Annotated in this window: 18 protein-coding genes; 14 read left to right on the forward strand and 4 right to left on the reverse strand. The window is 40.2% G+C overall.

The features are described from left to right. The first annotated feature begins 13 nt into the window (after positions 1-13). From FAZ15_RS09125 to FAZ15_RS09145, 5 genes are read left to right on the forward strand one after another with little or no spacing between them, the layout of a single operon-like run. Positions 14-2,629 carry a PEP/pyruvate-binding domain-containing protein gene (locus FAZ15_RS09125; protein ID WP_136900999.1) on the forward strand — a complete coding sequence of 872 codons (2,616 nt, stop codon included), beginning with the start codon at positions 14-16 and terminating at the stop codon, positions 2,627-2,629. 3 nt (positions 2,630-2,632) lie between these two features. Next, positions 2,633-3,718, forward strand: a complete 1,086-nt coding sequence (locus tag FAZ15_RS09130; protein ID WP_136901000.1) for a DUF3419 family protein — start codon at positions 2,633-2,635, stop codon at positions 3,716-3,718. Beyond that, positions 3,715-4,392, forward strand: coding sequence for a diacylglycerol/polyprenol kinase family protein (locus FAZ15_RS09135; protein ID WP_136901001.1), 678 nt, complete (start codon positions 3,715-3,717; stop codon positions 4,390-4,392). Before FAZ15_RS09130 ends, FAZ15_RS09135 begins: the two co-directional genes overlap by 4 nt. After that, positions 4,389-5,363 carry a hypothetical protein gene (locus tag FAZ15_RS09140; RefSeq protein WP_136901002.1) on the forward strand — a complete coding sequence of 325 codons (975 nt, stop codon included), beginning with the start codon at positions 4,389-4,391 and terminating at the stop codon, positions 5,361-5,363. Before FAZ15_RS09135 ends, FAZ15_RS09140 begins: the two co-directional genes overlap by 4 nt. Next, on the forward strand, positions 5,347-6,873 hold the full coding sequence (locus FAZ15_RS09145) for an AMP-binding protein (protein WP_136901003.1): 1,527 nt from the start codon (positions 5,347-5,349) through the stop codon (positions 6,871-6,873). Before FAZ15_RS09140 ends, FAZ15_RS09145 begins: the two co-directional genes overlap by 17 nt. A gap of 19 nt (positions 6,874-6,892) precedes the next feature. On the opposite strand, the gene FAZ15_RS09150 is transcribed toward FAZ15_RS09145, so the two are convergent. Next, entirely contained in the window at positions 6,893-7,939 is a 1,047-nt protein-coding gene (locus FAZ15_RS09150) for a 3-oxoacyl-ACP synthase III family protein (protein ID WP_136901004.1), read from the reverse strand. Between the two features lie 74 nt (positions 7,940-8,013). Between FAZ15_RS09150 and FAZ15_RS09155 the strand changes: the two genes are divergently transcribed. The 3 genes from FAZ15_RS09155 (at position 8,014) to FAZ15_RS09165 (ending at position 11,798) form a co-directional block, all read left to right on the forward strand. Then, positions 8,014-8,295, forward strand: coding sequence for an ATP-dependent Clp protease adaptor ClpS (locus FAZ15_RS09155; protein ID WP_136901005.1), 282 nt, complete (start codon positions 8,014-8,016; stop codon positions 8,293-8,295). Between the two features lie 95 nt (positions 8,296-8,390). After that, positions 8,391-10,880, forward strand: a complete 2,490-nt coding sequence (locus FAZ15_RS09160) for an outer membrane beta-barrel family protein (protein WP_136901006.1) — start codon at positions 8,391-8,393, stop codon at positions 10,878-10,880. A gap of 105 nt (positions 10,881-10,985) precedes the next feature. Further along, positions 10,986-11,798 carry a 3-keto-disaccharide hydrolase gene (locus tag FAZ15_RS09165; protein WP_136901007.1) on the forward strand — a complete coding sequence of 271 codons (813 nt, stop codon included), beginning with the start codon at positions 10,986-10,988 and terminating at the stop codon, positions 11,796-11,798. 29 nt (positions 11,799-11,827) lie between these two features. On the opposite strand, the gene FAZ15_RS09170 is transcribed toward FAZ15_RS09165, so the two are convergent. Next, a complete protein-coding gene (locus FAZ15_RS09170; protein WP_136901008.1) occupies positions 11,828-12,529 on the reverse strand; it encodes a YjjG family noncanonical pyrimidine nucleotidase in 702 nt (233 codons plus the stop codon). Positions 12,530-12,647: 118 nt separating this feature from the next. Between FAZ15_RS09170 and FAZ15_RS09175 the strand changes: the two genes are divergently transcribed. The 6 genes from FAZ15_RS09175 (at position 12,648) to FAZ15_RS09200 (ending at position 16,942) form a co-directional block, all read left to right on the forward strand. Continuing rightward, entirely contained in the window at positions 12,648-13,523 is an 876-nt protein-coding gene (locus FAZ15_RS09175) for a sensor histidine kinase (protein ID WP_136901009.1), read from the forward strand. Continuing rightward, positions 13,513-14,235, forward strand: coding sequence for a response regulator transcription factor (locus FAZ15_RS09180; RefSeq protein WP_136901010.1), 723 nt, complete (start codon positions 13,513-13,515; stop codon positions 14,233-14,235). Before FAZ15_RS09175 ends, FAZ15_RS09180 begins: the two co-directional genes overlap by 11 nt. Position 14,236: 1 nt before the next feature. Next, positions 14,237-14,752: a tetratricopeptide repeat protein gene (locus tag FAZ15_RS09185; protein WP_136901011.1), complete on the forward strand. Its 516-nt coding sequence runs from the start codon at positions 14,237-14,239 to the stop codon at positions 14,750-14,752. Further along, the gene (gene hemE, locus FAZ15_RS09190) at positions 14,752-15,786 is read left to right on the forward strand and encodes a uroporphyrinogen decarboxylase (RefSeq protein WP_136901012.1); all 1,035 of its coding nucleotides are present in this window, start codon (positions 14,752-14,754) and stop codon (positions 15,784-15,786) included. The genes FAZ15_RS09185 and hemE overlap by 1 nt, the downstream gene beginning before the upstream one ends. A gap of 82 nt (positions 15,787-15,868) precedes the next feature. Next, a complete protein-coding gene (locus FAZ15_RS09195; protein WP_136901013.1) occupies positions 15,869-16,420 on the forward strand; it encodes a CopD family protein in 552 nt (183 codons plus the stop codon). Between the two features lie 12 nt (positions 16,421-16,432). Then, on the forward strand, positions 16,433-16,942 hold the full coding sequence (locus tag FAZ15_RS09200) for an outer membrane beta-barrel protein (RefSeq protein WP_136901014.1): 510 nt from the start codon (positions 16,433-16,435) through the stop codon (positions 16,940-16,942). A gap of 19 nt (positions 16,943-16,961) precedes the next feature. Here FAZ15_RS09200 and FAZ15_RS09205 read toward each other — a convergent pair whose 3' ends face one another. Together FAZ15_RS09205 and FAZ15_RS09210 are read right to left on the reverse strand one after the other, a co-directional pair. After that, positions 16,962-18,392: an NAD-dependent succinate-semialdehyde dehydrogenase gene (locus FAZ15_RS09205; RefSeq protein WP_136901015.1), complete on the reverse strand. Its 1,431-nt coding sequence runs from the start codon at positions 18,390-18,392 to the stop codon at positions 16,962-16,964. Positions 18,393-18,475: 83 nt separating this feature from the next. After that, positions 18,476-19,690 carry a bifunctional 3,4-dihydroxy-2-butanone-4-phosphate synthase/GTP cyclohydrolase II gene (locus FAZ15_RS09210; RefSeq protein ID WP_136901016.1) on the reverse strand — a complete coding sequence of 405 codons (1,215 nt, stop codon included), beginning with the start codon at positions 19,688-19,690 and terminating at the stop codon, positions 18,476-18,478. Positions 19,691-19,760 lie beyond the last annotated feature (70 nt).

A 19,760-nucleotide genomic window follows, 5' to 3' on the forward strand; every position in this document is an offset into this window, starting at 1 on the left:
CCCATATTACGAGATGTTTATTAAAGATTATCAATATCAACATATATATAATCCTGCTGTTGGCGGGAAAGCTAAGAATCTGCTGAAATTAGGACAGCTTAATCTTCCGGTACCGAAGTGGATCGTATTGCCTGCTGATTATTTAGCGGAAGTATTTAAAGATGTTGCTTCTATTGAAAATGCGACGGATTTATTAGAGGCTATCGATGCGTATCGATTTCCGTCCTTTTCCCTTACACAAATAGAGACAACTTTTCCGGATACTACTTATTTTGCCGTGCGTTCATCTGCAATTGATGAGGACGGCCGTCAGCATTCTTTCGCGGGCCAATTTGAATCGTATCTCTATGTGCGTAAAGAGGATATCTTCGCACGCATCAAAGATGTATGGCGGTCTTTATTCGCTGAACGGATTCTTTCGTACCGTGCATCAAATAACCTGGGACTGGGTTTAGGGATCGGTGTGATTGTACAGGAGATGATTGATGCGGATGTGTCCGGAGTCGCGTTTGGTATGAACCCGATTTCGGGTAATCGAAAAGAAAAGCTGATTTCCGGCGTATTTGGTGTAGGGGAAGGGCTTGTATCCGGTTATCTAGATGCCGATAATTTTATTATTCATAAGGGTAAGATCGATCGGCAGATCGTCAGGAAGAAAGAAAAATTTATCCTTAATCCAGCCGGAAAAGGTGGTGTAATGAAGATGGACGTCCCTCGGATTCACCAAAACGACCAGTCGATTCCAGATGTGCACTTACATAAGCTGGATTCGATTTTAGATCAATTGCGAACGGAATTTAACTTATTTCAGGACGTTGAATTTGCGGTTAAAGAGGACGTTTTATTTATCCTTCAGGCCCGCCCGATTACGCGTCTTGATAAGGTGCCTGATCTCTCTGCAGACTATGTGCTATGGGATAATAGTAATATCATCGAATCATATCCGGGTGTTACCACACCATTGACGTTTTCGTTTATTAGTCAGTCGTATGAAGACGCCTATAAGCTGTTTTGCGCCTTTTTGGGTGTATCCGAAGACAGTATCCGCAGAAATGAACGTGTGTTTGCAAATACCTTGGGGCTGATCAACGGTCGTGTATATTATAATTTGAAGAGTTGGTACCATATGTTGGCCATGTTGCCCGGATATAGTATAAATGCACGTTTTATGGAAAAGATGATGGGGGTAAAGGAACAATTTGACGTACCTAAAAGTTATCAACTTTCCATTGGAGATGCATGGCGCAGTATACTGTGGATGATACTGCAAATGTATAAACGATTTAAAAGCCTGCCTCAGAAACGCACTGAATTTAAAGCACTGTTAGATACAACAATTGCGAAATATAAACAGATCGATTTTCAACGTAAGAACGCAAATGAATTGATGCAATTGTATTTACATTTCGAACGAAAATTGCTGAATCAATGGAAGGCACCTTTGCTCAATGATTTTTTTGCCATGGTCTGGTTTGGCTTGCTGCAAAAACGTACAGAAGATTATACCAATGGTCAGTATCCAAATATTCACAATGATCTACTTTGTGGAAGTGCTGATATTATTTCTACACAGCCTATCCATCGCAGTATAGCTATTGCCACATTCATTCAGGAGGTTGATTACCTAAGGGCAATTTTTGAATCCGAAGATCCAGAAAATATCTGGCGGATACTACAGCACGATAAACAGGATGAGAGCGAAAAATTATTGCTACAGATACAGCAATACCTGGCTGATTTTGGAGAACGCTGTGTGGGCGAGTTGAAATTGGAGACGATCTCCTATTCACAGGATCCGGCAAGGTTCGTACAGATAATCAAATCGTATGTTGAGGCCGGAATAACGACGGCCAGTACCGACAATACTGTTGAAGAGGAGTTGCGTAACGACGCCGAAGAAAAGATGAAAGGGATATTACGACGGAAACCGTTGAAAAAATGGTTGTTTAGAAAGACGTTAAAGAAAACCCGGGAATTGGTCAGTGCGCGAGAAAACCTCCGCTATGAACGTACACGTGCGTTCGGTGTGGTGCGCGAGTTATTTACACATATCGGCAAGCGTTTTTATGAGGAAGATATCCTTGAATTTGAAAGAGATATATTTTACCTAACAAAAGGCGAGATATTCGCATATATTGAAGGAAGAAGCGTTAATCAAGATCTGAAATCTTTAGTGGCTGTACGTAAGGATGAATTCGAACTTTTTAGACGCATGGACGCTCCTTCGGAACGAATCGCAACGTATGGTGCTGTTTATCAGAGTAATGATTTTTTTAGCAACAGTAAAAGTGAACCTGTCGAGGGTGATTTGAAAGGGGTAGGTTGCTGCCCCGGACGTGTGAGAGCACAGGTTAGAATCGTTTTGAATCCCAGTGAAACGAAAACACTGAATGGCGATATTTTAGTAACTAGTAGCACCGATCCGGGATGGGTAACCCTGTTTCCAAGTGCTGGTGGAATTTTGGTAGAACGAGGTAGCTTGTTGAGTCATTCCGCCATTGTTTCAAGGGAAATGGGGATTCCATGTATTGTCGGCATCACGGGGCTATTAAAAACATTGAAGACGGGAGACTGGATAGAGATGGATGGGAATACAGGCGAAATAAAAATTTTGGATCCGCAGGGATAACACATGGGAAATCTCAGCACACAGGTTGATTTTAATAGGATTCGATACGCAAATTGTTGGGAAGATCCGCATATTTTGCTAAAAGGGCTCCTCCCCGCCGTGGGATCAAAAATCTTATCTATAGGATCAGCAGGCGACAATAGTTTTTCGCTGTTAACTACTTCACCATCTTTGGTTGTCGCTGTCGATGTCAATCCTATACAGCTGCATCTTATTGAATTAAAGAAACAAGCGATTCGAAATCTTGAATATGAGCAGGTGTTGCATTTTCTGGGTTTTCGGCAGGGAATGAATCGGGTGGCACTGTTTGAACAATGTAAAGACCGTCTGAACGCCGAAGCAAGGGTATATTGGGTGAACAACACCGATAAAATCGAAAAAGGCCTTATTCACCAAGGTAAATTTGAACGATATTTTCAAATGTTCTCAAGTAAAGTACTTCCTTTTATCCATAGTCGACACGATGTTGAAGAGTTGCTGGCCAGTAAGGATGCGCCTTCACAAGCTCGGTATTATCATGAAAAATGGAATACCTGGCGTTGGCGATTTTTCTTTAAAATTTTCTTTAGCAAAATCGTCATGGGGACACTGGGACGGGATCCACAGTTTTTAAAGGAAGTAGGTGTACATGTCAGTGATTATATCTTCAAGAAAGCGGAACGGCATCTGAAAAAAGTCCAAGCGCAGACAAACCTGTTCTTGCGCTATAACCTGACAGGTACATTTGGCGATCTCCTACCGCATTATTTACATCCCGACAATTATCAACGTGTTAAAGAAAATGTCGATAAACTCATATTACGCAGTGGGTTTGCAGAAGATGTTGTTGACGAATTCGGGAGTTTTGATGCTATGAATTTATCTAATATCTTTGAATATATGGATAGGGATGTTTTTCGAAAAACAGCAGACAGCCTGTTAAAAGGTCTAAATGCAAATGGCCGTATGGCGTATTGGAACTTGATGGTACCTAGACGCGTCTCGGGTATTTTTCCATCGGAAATACAATACTTAAGTACGTTGTCCACACAATTGAGCCGAGAAGATAATGGTTTTTTTTATAACCAGTTTATTGTAGATCAAAAATGACCCAAAGTGTAATAAATGCCATTGTTCTAGCCGGATGTTATCTGTTGCTTTTTGCCCTGGGTGAGCTTCTCTATCATTATTTTAAGGTCAAAGTAGAAATTACGCGTAAAATAATTCATGCAGGAACAGGTCTTTTAGCTCTGCTTTTTCCGTTATTATTGGACAACCATTGGCTGGTATTGACACTATGTGCTCTTTTTGCTGCTATTCTGATACTGAGCCTAAGGTATCATCTTCTCCCTTCTATTAATGCGATCGATCGCCGATCTATAGGCAGCTTGGCCTATCCGATTGCTGTATATGGTTGCTATTTGGCCTATCACCTAAATGCCAGCCGTTATGCCTATTATTATCTACCTATACTGATCCTGGCCATTTGTGATCCTATTGCAGGGCTTACTGGAAAACGATGGGCAATAGGTCCGTATCATATTGCAGGAGCACATAAGACGCTCATGGGGTCTCTGATGTTTTTGTGCTCAGCCATGCTCCTTACCGCCGGATACTTTGGGCTATTTTGCGGTGCAGTCGTTGATTCTTCTTTTATGTTCACGGTTGCTTGTGTAGCCTCGCTATCTACCTTGGCTGAAGCTGTTAGCCGCGATGGTTACGATAACCTCACGATACCGTTTTCTGTAATTCTTGGATTAATGCTTACAAAATCGATCGTATGATGATGGAAGTCCAGAAATTTACCGCTGCCTTGTCAGATTTTAATGCCTTCGTTCGTCTGTGCCGTGCGACAGAAACACCCCCAATCACACATTTTTATCAAGGCTTCGTCGTGAAAGCAGTGGATAAAGTACTCGCCAGTGCTGCACTGTACCTCAATACAGATATCGTATTTGAAGATAAGATACCCGGATTTGTAGGGGCATTTGATGCGGCCGACGATCATGAAGCCGTTTCTTTGCTGTTTAGGGAGATAGAACAGGTCGCACAAGAATTAGGCCTGGATTTCCTAATTGGACCTATGAATGGATCTACCTGGGAACATTATCGGTTTCACGATAATCCCGACGAACCGCGTTTTCTGATGGAAATGCAGCACCCCGGTTATTATTCTGACCTGTGGATGCAAAATGGTTTTCAACCAATCGCATCTTACTATTCTTCCGAGACTTTCCAGTTGCAGTATACGGATATAAACATCGCTGAAAATAGAGACCGCCTGATAGGAGAGGGTGTTCACATTCGTCCGATTCGATTGGATCAATATGAAGAGGAACTGGTTGAGCTGTATCCCTTTTTGTTGAATGCATTTGCATCGAATTTTCTTTATTCTCCTTTGTCAGAGAGTTCCTTTAAGGAAAAGTATCTCCCGCTCCAGAAATATCTTGACTCGGATTTCGTGTTGTTAGCTTACCGTGAGGGGAGGATAGTAGGTGTTTTCTTTTGCGTGGAAGACTTTTTAGATGGGACGCAAAAGACCCTTATCATTAAAACCATCGCACGTAATTCTAATCCGCTATATCGAGGATTGGGTCATGTAATGGCGGCTCAGGTATATCAAACAGCTTATAAGAAAGGATATATACGTATTGTTCATGCCTTTTTAAAAGAAGACGGCACGTCTACCCCTATCTCCAATCATTTCTTTGGTACGCCATTTAAAACATATTCACTGTATGGAAAAGCGATTTAATATCACGGAATTGTTTCTATCCGCTGTTGCAACGTATCCGGACAAAGTAGCTATTGTGGATAAGCAAACAAAGATAAGCTTCACACAGCTGTTAGATGATGTGAAAAGCAAGGCTCACTATTTCGCTAAGAAAGGTATTCAGAAAGGTGATAGGGTCTTGGTATTTGTACCCATGGGAATAGACTTGTACCGTATCGTGTTGGCTTTGTTTTACATGGGAGCTACCGTTGTATTCCTGGATGAGTGGACTAGCCGAAAACGGTTGAACCTATGCTGTCAGCTCGCCGATTGCAAAGCATTTATAGGGACATGGAAAACACATTTGTTGCGGTTATTTTCGAGCGAAATTCGAAAAATTCCGATTAAACTGCATAGGCATCTTCGTTCCGGTAACAGCTATGCTCTTTCCGATACACAAGTGGAAGACGTCGCGTTAATTACGTTTACGACAGGTAGTACCGGAATACCAAAAGCAGCTTTACGTACCCATGGTTTTCTGCTCGAGCAGTTCAGGGCATTGGAAGACAAGATGCAGGCTCATCCCGCTGATGTCGATATGTCTGTGTTACCAATTGTACTTTTGATAAATTTGGGTGTTGGATCAACCTCCATTATTGCTGATTTCAAATCGAGCAAGCCTGCAAAGATGCATGCTGCACGGATTATTAATCAACTGGAAGCGCAGCAGGTTTCGCGTATTGTTGCTTCTCCTTATTTTATGAAGCGATTGGCCGAAGAGATCAAGTCAAATCCTCGCCCGTTGCCTCATCTGCGAGCAATCTTTACCGGTGGTGCACCGGTATTTCAGAAAGAAGCGCTATTGTTTACCGAAGTTTTTCCACACAAGCACATACAGATTGTTTACGGATCTACAGAAGCTGAACCTATCAGTTCGATTGAAGCGAAATATGTAGCGGAAGATCATATTACCTATATCCCTGACGTGGGTCTATGTGTGGGCAGACCTTATCCGGCCACGCAAGTTAAAATTCTTAAAATAACTGATGAGGACCTTTTTGATATATCTGCAGGGCAGTTTAAGGTGTTGCAGTGCGAAGAGAAGGAGTGGGGAGAAATAATTGTTGCCGGTCCGCATGTGTTGGCTGCTTACTTTAAAAATGAAGATGCCTTGCGGAAGACGAAGATAAGGTCGAATGGACGGTATTGGCACCGCACGGGGGATGCGGGCTACTTGAAAGATGGTATGTTGTATTTGACCGGTCGTTGCCAAACCCTTATCGAAAGTGGGAATAGGTATATCTCTCCATTTATATTTGAAAATTACCTGCAGTTTATTCCTGGGGTTTCCTTAGGAACTATACTGAAAATAGAAGGACAAATGATGGCTTTTGTAGAGTTAGAAAGTAGAGTTGCGAACCGTCAGCTCATCGAGAAAACCATTCGTTCTTTACCGTTGTTTATCGATGAAATACGATTTTGTAAATTACCTCGCGACCAGAGACATCATTCTAAAATTGACTACAATAAACTACTGGATTCAATTAAATAATGTTTTACCTCCACATGCTTTACCAACGGATTAATGCCGACCCCCAAGTAAATCCAGCTCCAAATGCGGCTAAACACACGAGATCACCTTTTTTGATGTGCCCCTGTTCCCATGCTTCGCACAAGGCGATAGGTACGGAGGCTGCGGTGGTGTTGCCATACTTTTGGATATTGTTGAATACTTTATCGTCACTTAATTTTAATATTTTTTGTACGAATTGAGAAATACGTAAATTTGCCTGATGGGGTATTAACATGTCAATGTCTTTTGTGCTTAAGTTGTTCTTGGCCAAGGCTTCGGCGATTACCTCAGGAAATTTGACCACGGCTTTCTTGAATACCGCTTGTCCGTCCATATAGGGGAAGGCGGTGCCATCTTCTAGCATTTCCTTCGTCATTAACATACCTCCCAATTCCTGATCCGGCCAATTGGGCTGGTTTTCCAACCATATACCACCAGATGCTCCGGGGTAATACATGGCCAATTTTTCGGCATCTGCACCATCGGAGTGGAGGTGTGTGCTCAATATTCCGCTACCTTCTTCCATAGTCGGTTGAATCACTACTGCGCCGGCGCCATCTCCAAATATGACAGATACATTGCGCCCACGTGTAGAATAATCTAAAGCGAAGGAATGTTTTTCAGATCCTACCACAAGTACATTCTTATACATACCCGTTTTGACAAATTGATCTGCTATGGATAACGCATAAATAAAGCCCGAACATTGATTACGAACGTCTAGGGCACCCACTTCTTTCATGCCCATCTCGCGTTGCAATAATACGCCGCAGCCTGGAAAATAATAATCAGGAGAGAGCGTAGCGAATACGATGAAATCGATATCTTGGGCCGTAATACCAGCGCGCTCAATAGCGATCTGTGCGGCCTCTATGCCCATTGTTGTTGTCGTCTCTCCAATGCGATCGGCATAACGTCGCTCTTGTATTCCGGTACGTTCTTGGATCCACTCGTCGCTTGTTTCCATAAAGCGAGTTAGATCGGTATTGGTATAGATGTTCTTGGGTACATAATACCCTACACCTGCTATGTGGGACTGAAACATAAGTTTATCTCGTAATTCGTAATCAATTATAGGCAAAATTACGCTTTTTTTGAAAAATAAGTTATTTTTGCAGTATGAGTGTCGAAACCGCACAGGAAACCTTTACATTGGAAGAGATCTTAGCCTCTTTTAAAGAGTCCAATAGATTGATCTTATGGAATGATGAAACCAATACATTTGACCATGTAATTTATTGTCTTATGCACCACTTGCAATATACGGAAACAGAATCCGAGCGTATTGCCTGGAAGGTACACAATGAAGGAAAATGTGCGATATTGGAGGGCTCATTTACGGAGATGGAGATTTACCGAAAAATTCTAAAGGCTGAAGGCCTTACGGTCTCCGTAGAATAGATTTCGCTTTTGTCTTACGAGTAATATTGCAGTTACGTTATCCGTTCCTATTACAAAAATGACCACTTTTGTAATACGAGGAACTATTATATAATATGCAACTTAGACTTTTTTTTATTTTATTAATTGTTATTCCAACAATTTCTTTTGCGCAAAAGAAACAACTCAAAGCGGTAGTTATAGATGCTGAAACCAACGAACCCATTGTAGGTGCTAGTGCAGCACTCTTGAGTCAATCCACAAAAGCTTATATCCGAGGTCAACAGACTGGCGCCGGCGGTAAATTGAACTTTGACGATATTGGTCCTGGTACGTATGCGTTACGCATTACATATGTTGGATTAACAGACTATACGCATGAGAATATAATAATCGCAAATACCGCTACGTCCATTGATCTGGGAACATTGAATATGCTGGCTGAAGGCGAAAGGTTGGAAGAAGTGGTCGTGCAGGGCAGAACGCCGGAATTACGGTTGGATATTGATAAAAAAGTATTTGATGCGTCACAAAGTATGGTAAGTGCCGGAGGTACGGCCTCGGATCTATTGGCAAATGTGCCTACGTTACAAGTTGATATGGATGGCTCTGTCTCGTTAAGAGGATCCAGTTCTGTACGTATTTTAATTGATGGCAAAGAGTCCGCAATGGCGGGAAGCGATATAGGTAAACTTTTGCAATCTCTGCCAGCAGATGCAGTATCGAAAGTAGAGATTATTACAAACCCTTCTGCAAAGTACGATGCTGAAGGACAATCGGGAATTATAAATATCATCCTCAAAAAGAATATACGTACGGGATTAAATGGTGCCGTTAATGCCTCTGTTGGTAATTATGATAATTATAATGCTGGAGTTACGTTAAATTATAGAGATAATAAATTTAACTATTTTGGTAGCTATAATTTTAGACACGGTAAAAATGTAGGGGAAGGATCCGTTCGTAATGTGCAATTAATCGATGGTGAACAATCGAGTTTAAGTGAGGTGACAAATACCGAAACGGAGAGTTTCAGAAAAGGTATAAATAACTCCTTTCGTTTGGGGGCGGATTATTATGCGACTGAGAAAACGACACTAAGTTTAGGGACGAACATAAGTGTTCGCGACAATAATAGAGGAGAAGATATTTTATACAGCTACTTTAATCAGCCTAGCTGGGGGACACGTAGCGACAGGACATCACGGCAATCCGAACAAGATTTTGGGTATGATGTTAATTTTGATTTTAAACAGCTTCTTAAGCGCGAAGGAGAGGAAATTACAGCTAACGTAACTTACGGTAATGATGAAGAAGACGGTGTTAACAGTTTTTTCCAAACTTTTGATAACGGACGTGCGCGAAGAGAACGGAAAAATGTTACTGGAGAAACAGGTCAAAACTGGAACTTTCAGTTGGATTACTTATTGCCTTTAGGTGATAATCATAAATTCGAAGCGGGGTACCGGACAATTTTGCGTAATTCTGATGAAAGCCAGTATTCCGATACATTGACAACTGATAATATCTTTGGACCGGATTATAATGTTAGTAATGATTTCGAAATGAAGAGTGGGGTTCATTCTTTATACGCAAATTATCAACGCATGTTGACAGATCGCATAGGCATGCAAGTTGGGCTACGGGCAGAGGACGCCTATCTAAATACTACTATCGTTAGTATGAACGAAGATCTTTCTGAAAGTGATCGGATTGGAAGGGGTAAACTGGATTATTTTAGGTTATATCCCAGTGCCTTTCTTACATATGACGTGAATGGCGAAGGCGATAAGGTACAAGTAAGCTATACAAGACGCGTACAGCGTCCGAGGGGCTGGCAAGTCAATCCCTTTGTGAATTTATCTGATGAAATGAATTATAGACAAGGCAATCCGAATCTGATGCCTGAAGATATTCATTCGTTCGAATTAAGTTTCGCGAAGTTTTACGAGAAATGGAATTTTATCAGTTCGGCATATTTCCGTCGTGTAAATGACATGACGCAACCCTTTCAGTTTGGCGAAGATGATCCTATCGCTCAGGAATATCTAGCTGCAAATAGAAATGCCACATTTAGCCGTTGGGAAAACGTAGGTAGCCGTAATAGTGGTGGTATTGAGCTAATAGCAAAAGTAAATTTATTAAAATGGTGGGATGCTACTGGAAATGTGAATATGTTTTACAGTAAGGTAAATCCCTATAGCGCCTTTAATGTTTCATCTGTTGATGCGCTTGGTTGGAATGGTAATTTGATGACAAATGTGAAATTCACGTCAACCACATCTATGCAGGTAAGAGGTGATTATCGTGCACCAATGAATACGTTGCAAGGAAAAATGAAATCGATGTCTGGTTTAGATTTAGCGCTAAGTCAGGATGTACTTAAAGGAAAAGGTACTATTATGTTCAACGTTAGGGACGTTTTTGATAAAAGAAGGTTTGGAAGTGAAAGTTATTTGCCAACTAGAACTATAGATCAAACCATGCGTTGGTCAAAACGGACTTTTAATCTTTCATTTTCGTATCGGTTTGGAATTCAGGATTTAAATAGAAATAAGAAAAATGGTGATGAGATGCGGGGAGATGATATGGGAGGAGAATATTAATTTTAGTTTGTTAATATAATGTTAAGCCAAATTTCATTTGAAATTTGGCTTTTCTTTTTGTTATCTTTATGTTTATTATACATCTATAAATACGATAAAACTAATATGAACAAAACTTCTATTTTAACCTGTGCATTAGTTGGGGCTCTTTCTATTTCGGCCTGTAAAGCACAAAAAAATGCAGATGCCGTGGAAAATAAAATAAACTACGAGTTACTGGATCTTCCAAAAGTAAACATTAAGAGTTTTAAAAAAAATGCAAACGGAGCATACGTTATATTCGACGGATCTTCGTTAGAGGGATGGAGAGGATACGGCAAAGATCACATTCCCAATAAATGGAGCTTGGATAATGGTACGCTAAAATTTTCCAAAGCACCTAGTGTCAGTTCTCCTGAAGGTGGTGATTTGATTTTCGCACATGATTTCAAAGATTTCGAATTGGAATTTGAATGGAAAATATCTGAAGGTGGTAATTCAGGGGTATTCTTTTTGGCAAAAGAAATAAAAGGTCAACCGATTTATATTTCGAGTCCTGAATTTCAGCTACTGGATAATGAAAGACATCCTGATGCAAAAATGGGTGTAGACAACAATCGAAAATCAGCTTCGCTCTACGATATGATCCCTGCGAAACCACAAAATGCAAAGCCGGCTGGTGAATGGAACAACTCTAAAATAGTAGTAAAGAAAGGTAAGGTTTCTCACTACCAAAATGGTGTAAAAGTGGTAGAATATGAACTTTGGTCGCCAGCGTGGACGGAATTATTGCAGGCTAGTAAATTTAGCAAAGAGAAATGGCCATTAGCTTTTGAATTGTTAAACAATGTGGGCGGCAAGTCGAAGTCCGGTGTGATTGGGTTTCAAGATCACGGAGATGATGTCTGGTTAAGAAATATCACTGTAAAGGTTCTTTAATTTTTACCTTAGAAAGAATTGCAGACTTTTTAAAAAATTGTCTGCAATTCTTCAAGACTATGTACCATTAATGGAATGTCATCCGGTTTATTCGCACGAACAGGGTTAAAGAAAATGGCATCCATTCCGTAATTAAGTGCTCCCCTTACATCTGCGTCCAAGCTATCTCCAATCATAATAGCATCTTCTTTTTGCGTTTGGCCATTGCTGATGGCATATTCGAAAATGCGTGGATCTGGCTTATTGATGCCGAAAATTTCCGAAATAACTATAGTTTTAAAATAGGATTTCAGTTGGCTATGTTCTAGCTTTTTCTCACAGGCTTCCTTAAATCCATTTGATATAAGATGTAAGTTGTACCTGCTTTGCAAATACGTCAATGTTTCGTGTGCATGCGGAAACAGGTTGGTCTTCGTCGGACATATTTCCAGGTATTCGTTTTCAAAATCTTCAGGAAATAATTCGGGGGCTACCCCCAATTGAGAAAAAGTATCTACGAAACGTGATTTGCGTAAAGTAGCCTTATCAATTTTACCATGATGATATAATCCCCATAGCCGATGGTTGTTCTCGGTATATGTTTCAATAAATAAATCCGAATTTTGCTGATTGAACAGGTTTGGGAATTGGTATTTAAAATATAAATCGTGCAACGTTTCCTTCGCATTCTTGTCGAAATCCCAAATGGTATGATCTAAATCAAAGAAGATATCTTTTTTTGCTTTAAACATATACAAACTTAGGTAATTGCTTTTAATGTGAAGATGATTTTCTTATTAGTGTCATAAAACGCGCGCTATTTTAGAATGATATGGTATTTAAGTATTTTTGTCGATGTTGATAATCAGGATGAAAAAGGCGTTATTTTTATTTTATTTTCTTGTTTTTTATGCGTCTGCCCAATTAATATGGTGGGGATACATGTTAGTTAATTTTGAGCCTGGACGCAAGGGGATGATTTTCGGAGAGGGAATGATTTTTATGTTTATTTTCATCTGGGGAGCTTTGCGCCTAAAAAGGCAATTTAAAGAGGAATATAGAACGCATCAACAGCAGCAAAATTTTTTATTAGCGGTGACGCATGAATTGAAATCACCGTTGGCATCCGTTAAATTGTATTTACAAACGATACAGAAGCGGGATTTGGACCGAGAACAGCAACGGATGTTCCTTTCCAATTCGCTCAAAGATATTGAACGATTGGACTATCTGGTGGAAAATGTATTGTTGGCTACGAAATTGGAAAATAGGAGTTTTAGTTTTCCCAAAGAAGATTTTAATATGTCTGAGCTTGTAGCAGATGTGGTGGATAGGTTGCAGAAGAATGCTTGTAAAACGGAGATTATCAAACCGCATGTTGAACAAAATGTCATCTTGCATGCCGATAAGTTCGCGATAACCAATGTGGTTACTAACCTAATCGAAAATGCGGTCAAATATTCACCACCATGCGCCCATATTGAAGTGAACCTATTTCCGAGAGAAAATTCGTTAATCTTTTCTGTATCGGATCATGGAATAGGTGTCTCCGATGAAGAGAAAAAGCTTATATTTAATAAATTTTATCGCGTCGGAAATGAATCGACACGTAAAACTAAAGGCACCGGTTTAGGGTTATACATAGTGAAAACAGTATTGCAAAAACATAATGCTTCCATTAAGGTCAAAGATAATCATCCCTCTGGAAGCATTTTTGAAGTAACATTTTACAATTATGCAAAGTAAGCAAAGAATATTATTAGTCGAAGATGAAGAGCACTTGCTAGAGGCTATCAAGTTAAATCTAGAATTGGAAGGTTATCGTGTTACGACTGCTACCGATGGGAAAAAGGCACTTAAAGTCTTTAAGGAAGAGCGTTTCAACCTCGTTATTCTAGATGTGATGATTCCTGAAATTGACGGATTTCAAGTTGCGGAAACCATTCGTCTCCAAAATACCGAGGTTCCTATTATGTTTTTAACAGCGAAGAACAGTAGTGAGGATCGTATTACCGGTTTGAAAAAAGGAGCTGATGATTACCTTGTAAAACCGTTTAATCTGGAAGAGCTTATCCTACGCGTGGGTAACTTGGTGCGCAGAGGTATGAAGGGCGATGATCTCAAAGAATTGAATTCCTATACAATCGGAGATAAGACGATATATTTCAACTCGTATGAATTACATCTGGCGGATGGCAGCATTACTTCGTTGACGAAAAAGGAGACCATGTTGCTGAAGTTGTTAATTGAACGACGTAATGAAGCTGTCTCCCGTGAACAAATCCTAGAAACGGTATGGAACTATGATGTATATCCGTCCACGCGAACAATAGATAATTTTATCCTTACTTTTCGTAAATATTTTGAGCCCGATCAAAAGCATCCCATATATTTTCATTCTATTCGTGGTGTAGGTTATAAATTTACGGATAATCCAGAAGGGCAATCTCAGCAATAAGATGAACACAAGGTTTCGTTTTATACTGATTGCGATAGCCGTAATCTTATTGGCGTATGCTGTGGTGTCAGGGCATTATTACCTTTGTATATATCTACTAGGGTTTGTTGGATTTATTATCTGGACACAATATAGAGACGGTACTGTTTTCTTGGCGACCCAAGCTTTCCATAAACAAGATTATGAAAAGACCAAGCGACTGTTGGAGGAAATAAAAAATCCGGACCATTTGCGTAAAGGGCGTCGAAATTTTTATGAATTTATGTTGGGCAATATTGCAATGCACGAGGGGCGTATTGATGAAGCAGAATATCATTTTCAACTCGCCTCCCGATTACCTTGGCGCAAGGATAACGAGAAAGGAATGGTATTGATCAACTTAGCTAATATTAATTTACGTAAAAAAGAATATGAACGGGTGAATACATATTTGGATTTAACGGATAAATTGACATTGACCGCACGTCAGAAAAGTATAGTGGATAAAATTAGAAACGAAGTAAATAAACATAGTTAGTGAGTACAACTTTACAAAACGATTTATTAATTAGAGCTGCATTATCGCAGCAAACAGAACGACCTCCTGTATGGATGATGCGTCAGGCAGGAAGATTCATGCCGGAATATTGGGAAATCAAGAACAAGTATTCGTTCTTAGAAATGTGTAAGACACCCGAAATTGCGGCAGATGTAACGATGTTGCCTGTTGATCTTTTGGGTATTGATGCTGCCATTCTTTTTTCTGACATCTTAGTAACCGCTGAAGCAATGGGTGGAGACCTATCTTTCGAACAAGGTGTAGGTCCGCGTTTTTCTAATCCTGTTCGATCTGCTGCAGACGCTGAAAGATTGTCTACGGATTGTTTACATAAGTTACAATATGTTGCAGATGCCATAAAGGTGATTCAACAACGTCTCAACGGATCTATTCCTTTGATCGGCTTTGCAGGCGCACCGTTTACTATCTTGAGCTACTTAGTAGAGGGTGGTTCGTCCAAAGATTTTAAGCTGACGAAACTGTTGCTAAATAATGAGCCTCAGTTAGCACATAGAATTCTACAGAAAATTGCTGACGTGACTGTCGACTACCTAAATATGCAAATAGAGGCCGGTGTGAACGCGGTTCAACTATTTGACAGTTGGGCTCTTGCTCTTTCATGGAATGATTATCAGGAATTTTCACATCAGTATAACAAATACATCCTTTCTAGAATTAACAGAACAGTTCCTGTCATATCATTCTGTAAAGGTTCTTCTGTTTTTGCACCTATAATGGCGGAAGCTAATCCGGATGTGATCTCGGTTGATTGGAATTCCGACCTGAAAAATATTAAAAAAACGCTTCCTGAGGGAATAGCCGTACAGGGGAACTTGGATCCGTTTGTATTGTATGCAGAAAAAAGGGTGATTAAAGATAAAATATTGCAGCTGTTTGAACGCATGCGTGGCGAAAATGGGTTTATATTTAATTTAGGCCATGGTATCATGCCTGATATTCCGTTTGATAACGTAAAATATGCGATAGATCTAGTTAAAGAGTTCAGATATTAACATATAAAATAACAAAGAAGGATTTAAGGAACAAGGATGAATTTTCTTGTTCCTTTTTAGTTTTTAATTTTTACTTTTAGCAATGCTTTATCTCTATGCCAAGGCCATACATGTTATTTTCGTCATTTGTTGGATGGCAGGATTGTTTTATATGCCCAGGCTATTCGTTTATCATACAGAAGCGAAAGGCCGGCCGGATAGTGAATATCAGGTCCTGCACAAGCAATTTAGCATAATGGAAAATAGGTTGTGGTGGGTAATTACTACACCGTCTATGTATATTACTGTCGCATCTGCTTTATTGATGTTGTGTATTAATCCGGGGCTATTGTCAATGGGATGGATGCAAATGAAATTGTTGTTTGTTGGAGGGATGGTGTTTTACCATTTTAAAACCCAGCACATCATGTTTCAACTGCGGGACGAGCGCTCGACCTGGACTTCGGCTAGGCTGAGAATGTGGAATGAAGTTTCCACCATACTTCTCTTTGCAATTGTTTTCGTTGTCGTCTTAAAGTCGGCTTTGAACTGGGTGTACGGTGTATTAGGTCTGTTAGGATTGACGATCGCATTGATGTTGTTGGTGAAAGCTTATAAAACTTATCGGAGAAGTAAAGGAGAGAAAATAGATTAATTAAATATAGGGATGAAAAGAATTACACTAGCGCTTATTTTAACAGCGTTGTATTTTGTTAGTTATGGTCAAGATCATAAATGGGCATTTGGTTTTTACGGAGATGTACAGTTAGAGGCACCTGCTTATTCTGGTTCTTTTGGCGTGCAAGCGAAATACGATTTTGCAAATAGACATGCTTTACAGGCTCAAGTGCATGGCAGGTCTGGTTTAGTCATGCTCGGTGCAGATTATCTGTTCTCTTTTTTGGATAAAACAAAAAGCAATTTTAATGTGTTCGTAGGAGCGGGGCTGGGAGAAGAGTTTTATACCGATTCGGATGAGATATTTCTCAACGATCAGCCGGCAACGATTAAAGTGAGAGATAATGTATTTGTGGGAAATGGACAGGTTGGGTTGAGCTACTACTTTCCCGCGGTCGGACTTTCTCTGTATTCAGGTTATAAAGCGAAGTTTAGTTTTGAAGACGAATCTTTTGAACCTAATTACTTAATGTTGGGTGTTCGCTATCACCTGTGGTAGTATTTATGTTTTGGGATGATTAGTTCCCAAAACATAAATACTTTATCTCTAAATACTCATCTAACCCATACTTAGAACCTTCGCGTCCTATGCCAGACTGCTTGATTCCTCCAAATGGGGCGCCAGCATTGGAAATGAGACCGACATTAATTCCAACCATGCCGGATTCAATTTGTTCAGCTATACGGTGACAGCGATGAATATTGTCACTGTAAAAATAAGCGGCCAATCCGAAAGGAGTATTGTTTGCCAATCTTATGGCTTCCTCTTCTGTCTTAAACCTAAAAAGTGCACAAATAGGACCGAATGTTTCTTCTTCCGCTATTAAACTATGATGGGCTACTTCAGAAAGTACAGTGGGTTCAAAGAAATTGCCCTCGATCTGGCTCCCCCCAATTAATATTTTAGCACCTTTTTGTAGGGCGTCTGCTAAGTGTTCTTTCACTTTATCCAGTCCTTTTCTATTGATTAAAGGCCCAATTTGCACTTCCTTTTCCAGACCGTCGCCTACCTTAAGTTTTGATACTGCAAACGCTAGTTTATTAGCGAAGGTTTCATAAACGGTATCCTGGACATAGAACCGATTAACCGAGACGCAGGTTTGTCCGGCATTTCTAAATTTCCCTGCAATAGCACCTTCTACAGCGTTGTCAATATCGGCATCATCAAATACAATAAAAGGAGCGTTGCCGCCCAACTCAAAAGAAACCCTTTTTATAGTGCTAGACGCCTGTTCCATTAATATCTGACCGACTTTGGTAGATCCCGTAAATGTTATTTTTCTTACCAGTGGATTCGTGGCCAATTCTTTCCCAATTTCACTACTGTCTTTTGATGTGATAATATTGAAAACACCATCTGGCACGCCGGCATCGGCTGCTAGTTTTGCAAGTGCAATGGCGGTAAAGGGTGTCTGTGATGCAGGCTTTAGCACGATAGTACATCCAGCCACGAGTGCAGGTGCAACTTTTCGGGTAATCATAGCTAATGGGAAGTTCCAGGGTGTTATCGCTGCGACCACGCCAACCCCCTGTTTGATGGTGCTCAAACGTAACCCGTTTTTCAGTGATGGGATGGTTTCCCCATACGATCTTTTTCCTTCTTCGGCAAACCACTCGACAAAAGAGTTGCCATAATCTACTTCGCCCAGAGATTCGTTTAGCGGTTTTCCGCTCTCTAGCGTCATAATCTCTGCAAGCTCATTTTTATTTGCTCGTATCGCCTCATATAGCTTTCTTACGATTGTCGTCCGATCGCCAATCGACGTTTTTCTCCAGCTTTTCCATGCATGATCTGCAGCTTGTATTGCTGTTCGGCAATCAGCGACGGACAAATTTGGAAGTTGGCCAACTAATTTATTGGTCGATGGATTAATAACATCAAACTTATGTGTAGCGGTAATAAATTTCCCATTTATATATGCTTTTTCAATAAGTAATGTATTTTTCATAACTTTTTATTTTTGAAAACAGGAAAGTCAAACGACTGTTTTCATAAAGTAAAAAGAGGATACATCATATCCTCTTTTTACTGCTATAAATTTTTTAATATGGTGTGTCCCATACGATCTCTTTTCGTTTTTAGATAAGTTTCGTTGAAAGAATTAGGCTCAATTTCAATCGGTACACTTTCCACGATTTCTAATCCGTACCCGATTAATCCGGCTCGTTTTGTAGGGTTGTTAGACATGAGCCGCATTTTACTTACTCCCATTTCACGAAGTATCTGTGCGCCAATTCCGTAATCCCTAAGATCAGCTTTGAAGCCTAATTGGAGGTTTGCGTCTACCGTATCTACTCCTTCTTCTTGTAGTTTATAGGCGTGTAGCTTGTTGATAAGCCCAATACCACGTCCTTCCTGATTCATGTATACAATCACACCTTTGCCTTCTTGCTGGATCATTTCCATTGATTTGTGGAGCTGTGGACCACAGTCACAGCGACAAGATCCAAATATGTCGCCGGTTAAACAAGAACTATGTACACGTACCAATATAGGTTCATCTTCTTTCCATTCGCCTTTATACAAAGCGATGTGTTGCTCTCCTGTATTTTTTTGGGTAAAGGCTTTTAAGTGAAACTCTCCCCATTCTGTCGGCATTTTGACATTCACTTCTTCGTGGATTAAAGAATCGTACTTTAAACGATATTCGATGAGGTCTTCAATGCTTATTATTTTGAGGTCAAAGCGTTTTGCAACTTCCATTAAGTCAGGAAGACGAGCCATTTCACCATCATCTTTTAATATTTCAACCAATACCCCGGCTGGTTCAAAGCCTGCCAAACGTGCTAAGTCTACAGAAGCCTCGGTATGTCCTGTGCGTCTTAATACACCGCCGTCTTTTGCAATTAGAGGGAAAATATGTCCCGGACGACCTAATTCTACTGGATCAATATTTGGGTCTATCAGTGCCTTAATAGTTTTGGATCGATCAGAGGCAGATATGCCTGTAGTACATCCATATCCCTGTAAGTCTACAGATACGGTAAAATTGGTTTCATACACAGCTGTGTTCTGTCCTACCATAGGCGCCAAATTAAGATCCCTACAGCGTTGTTCCGTTAATGGGGCACATACTAAGCCTCTGCCATGAGTTGCCATAAAATTGATGACTTCAGGTGTCGCATTTCGCGCGGCAGTAACGAAATCACCTTCATTTTCGCGGTCTTCATCGTCAACTACAATAATCACTTTACCGGCTTTGATATCTTCTATCGCTTCCTCAATCGTATTCAATCTAATATCCATTGATATCTGTATTTTATTCTTTTACAAAAGTAAATTAGTTTTTAATTTTTTCTATAATTAAGAAGTCATA

The organism is Sphingobacterium olei (assembly GCF_005048855.1).
GTDB lineage: Bacteria > Bacteroidota > Bacteroidia > Sphingobacteriales > Sphingobacteriaceae > Sphingobacterium > Sphingobacterium olei.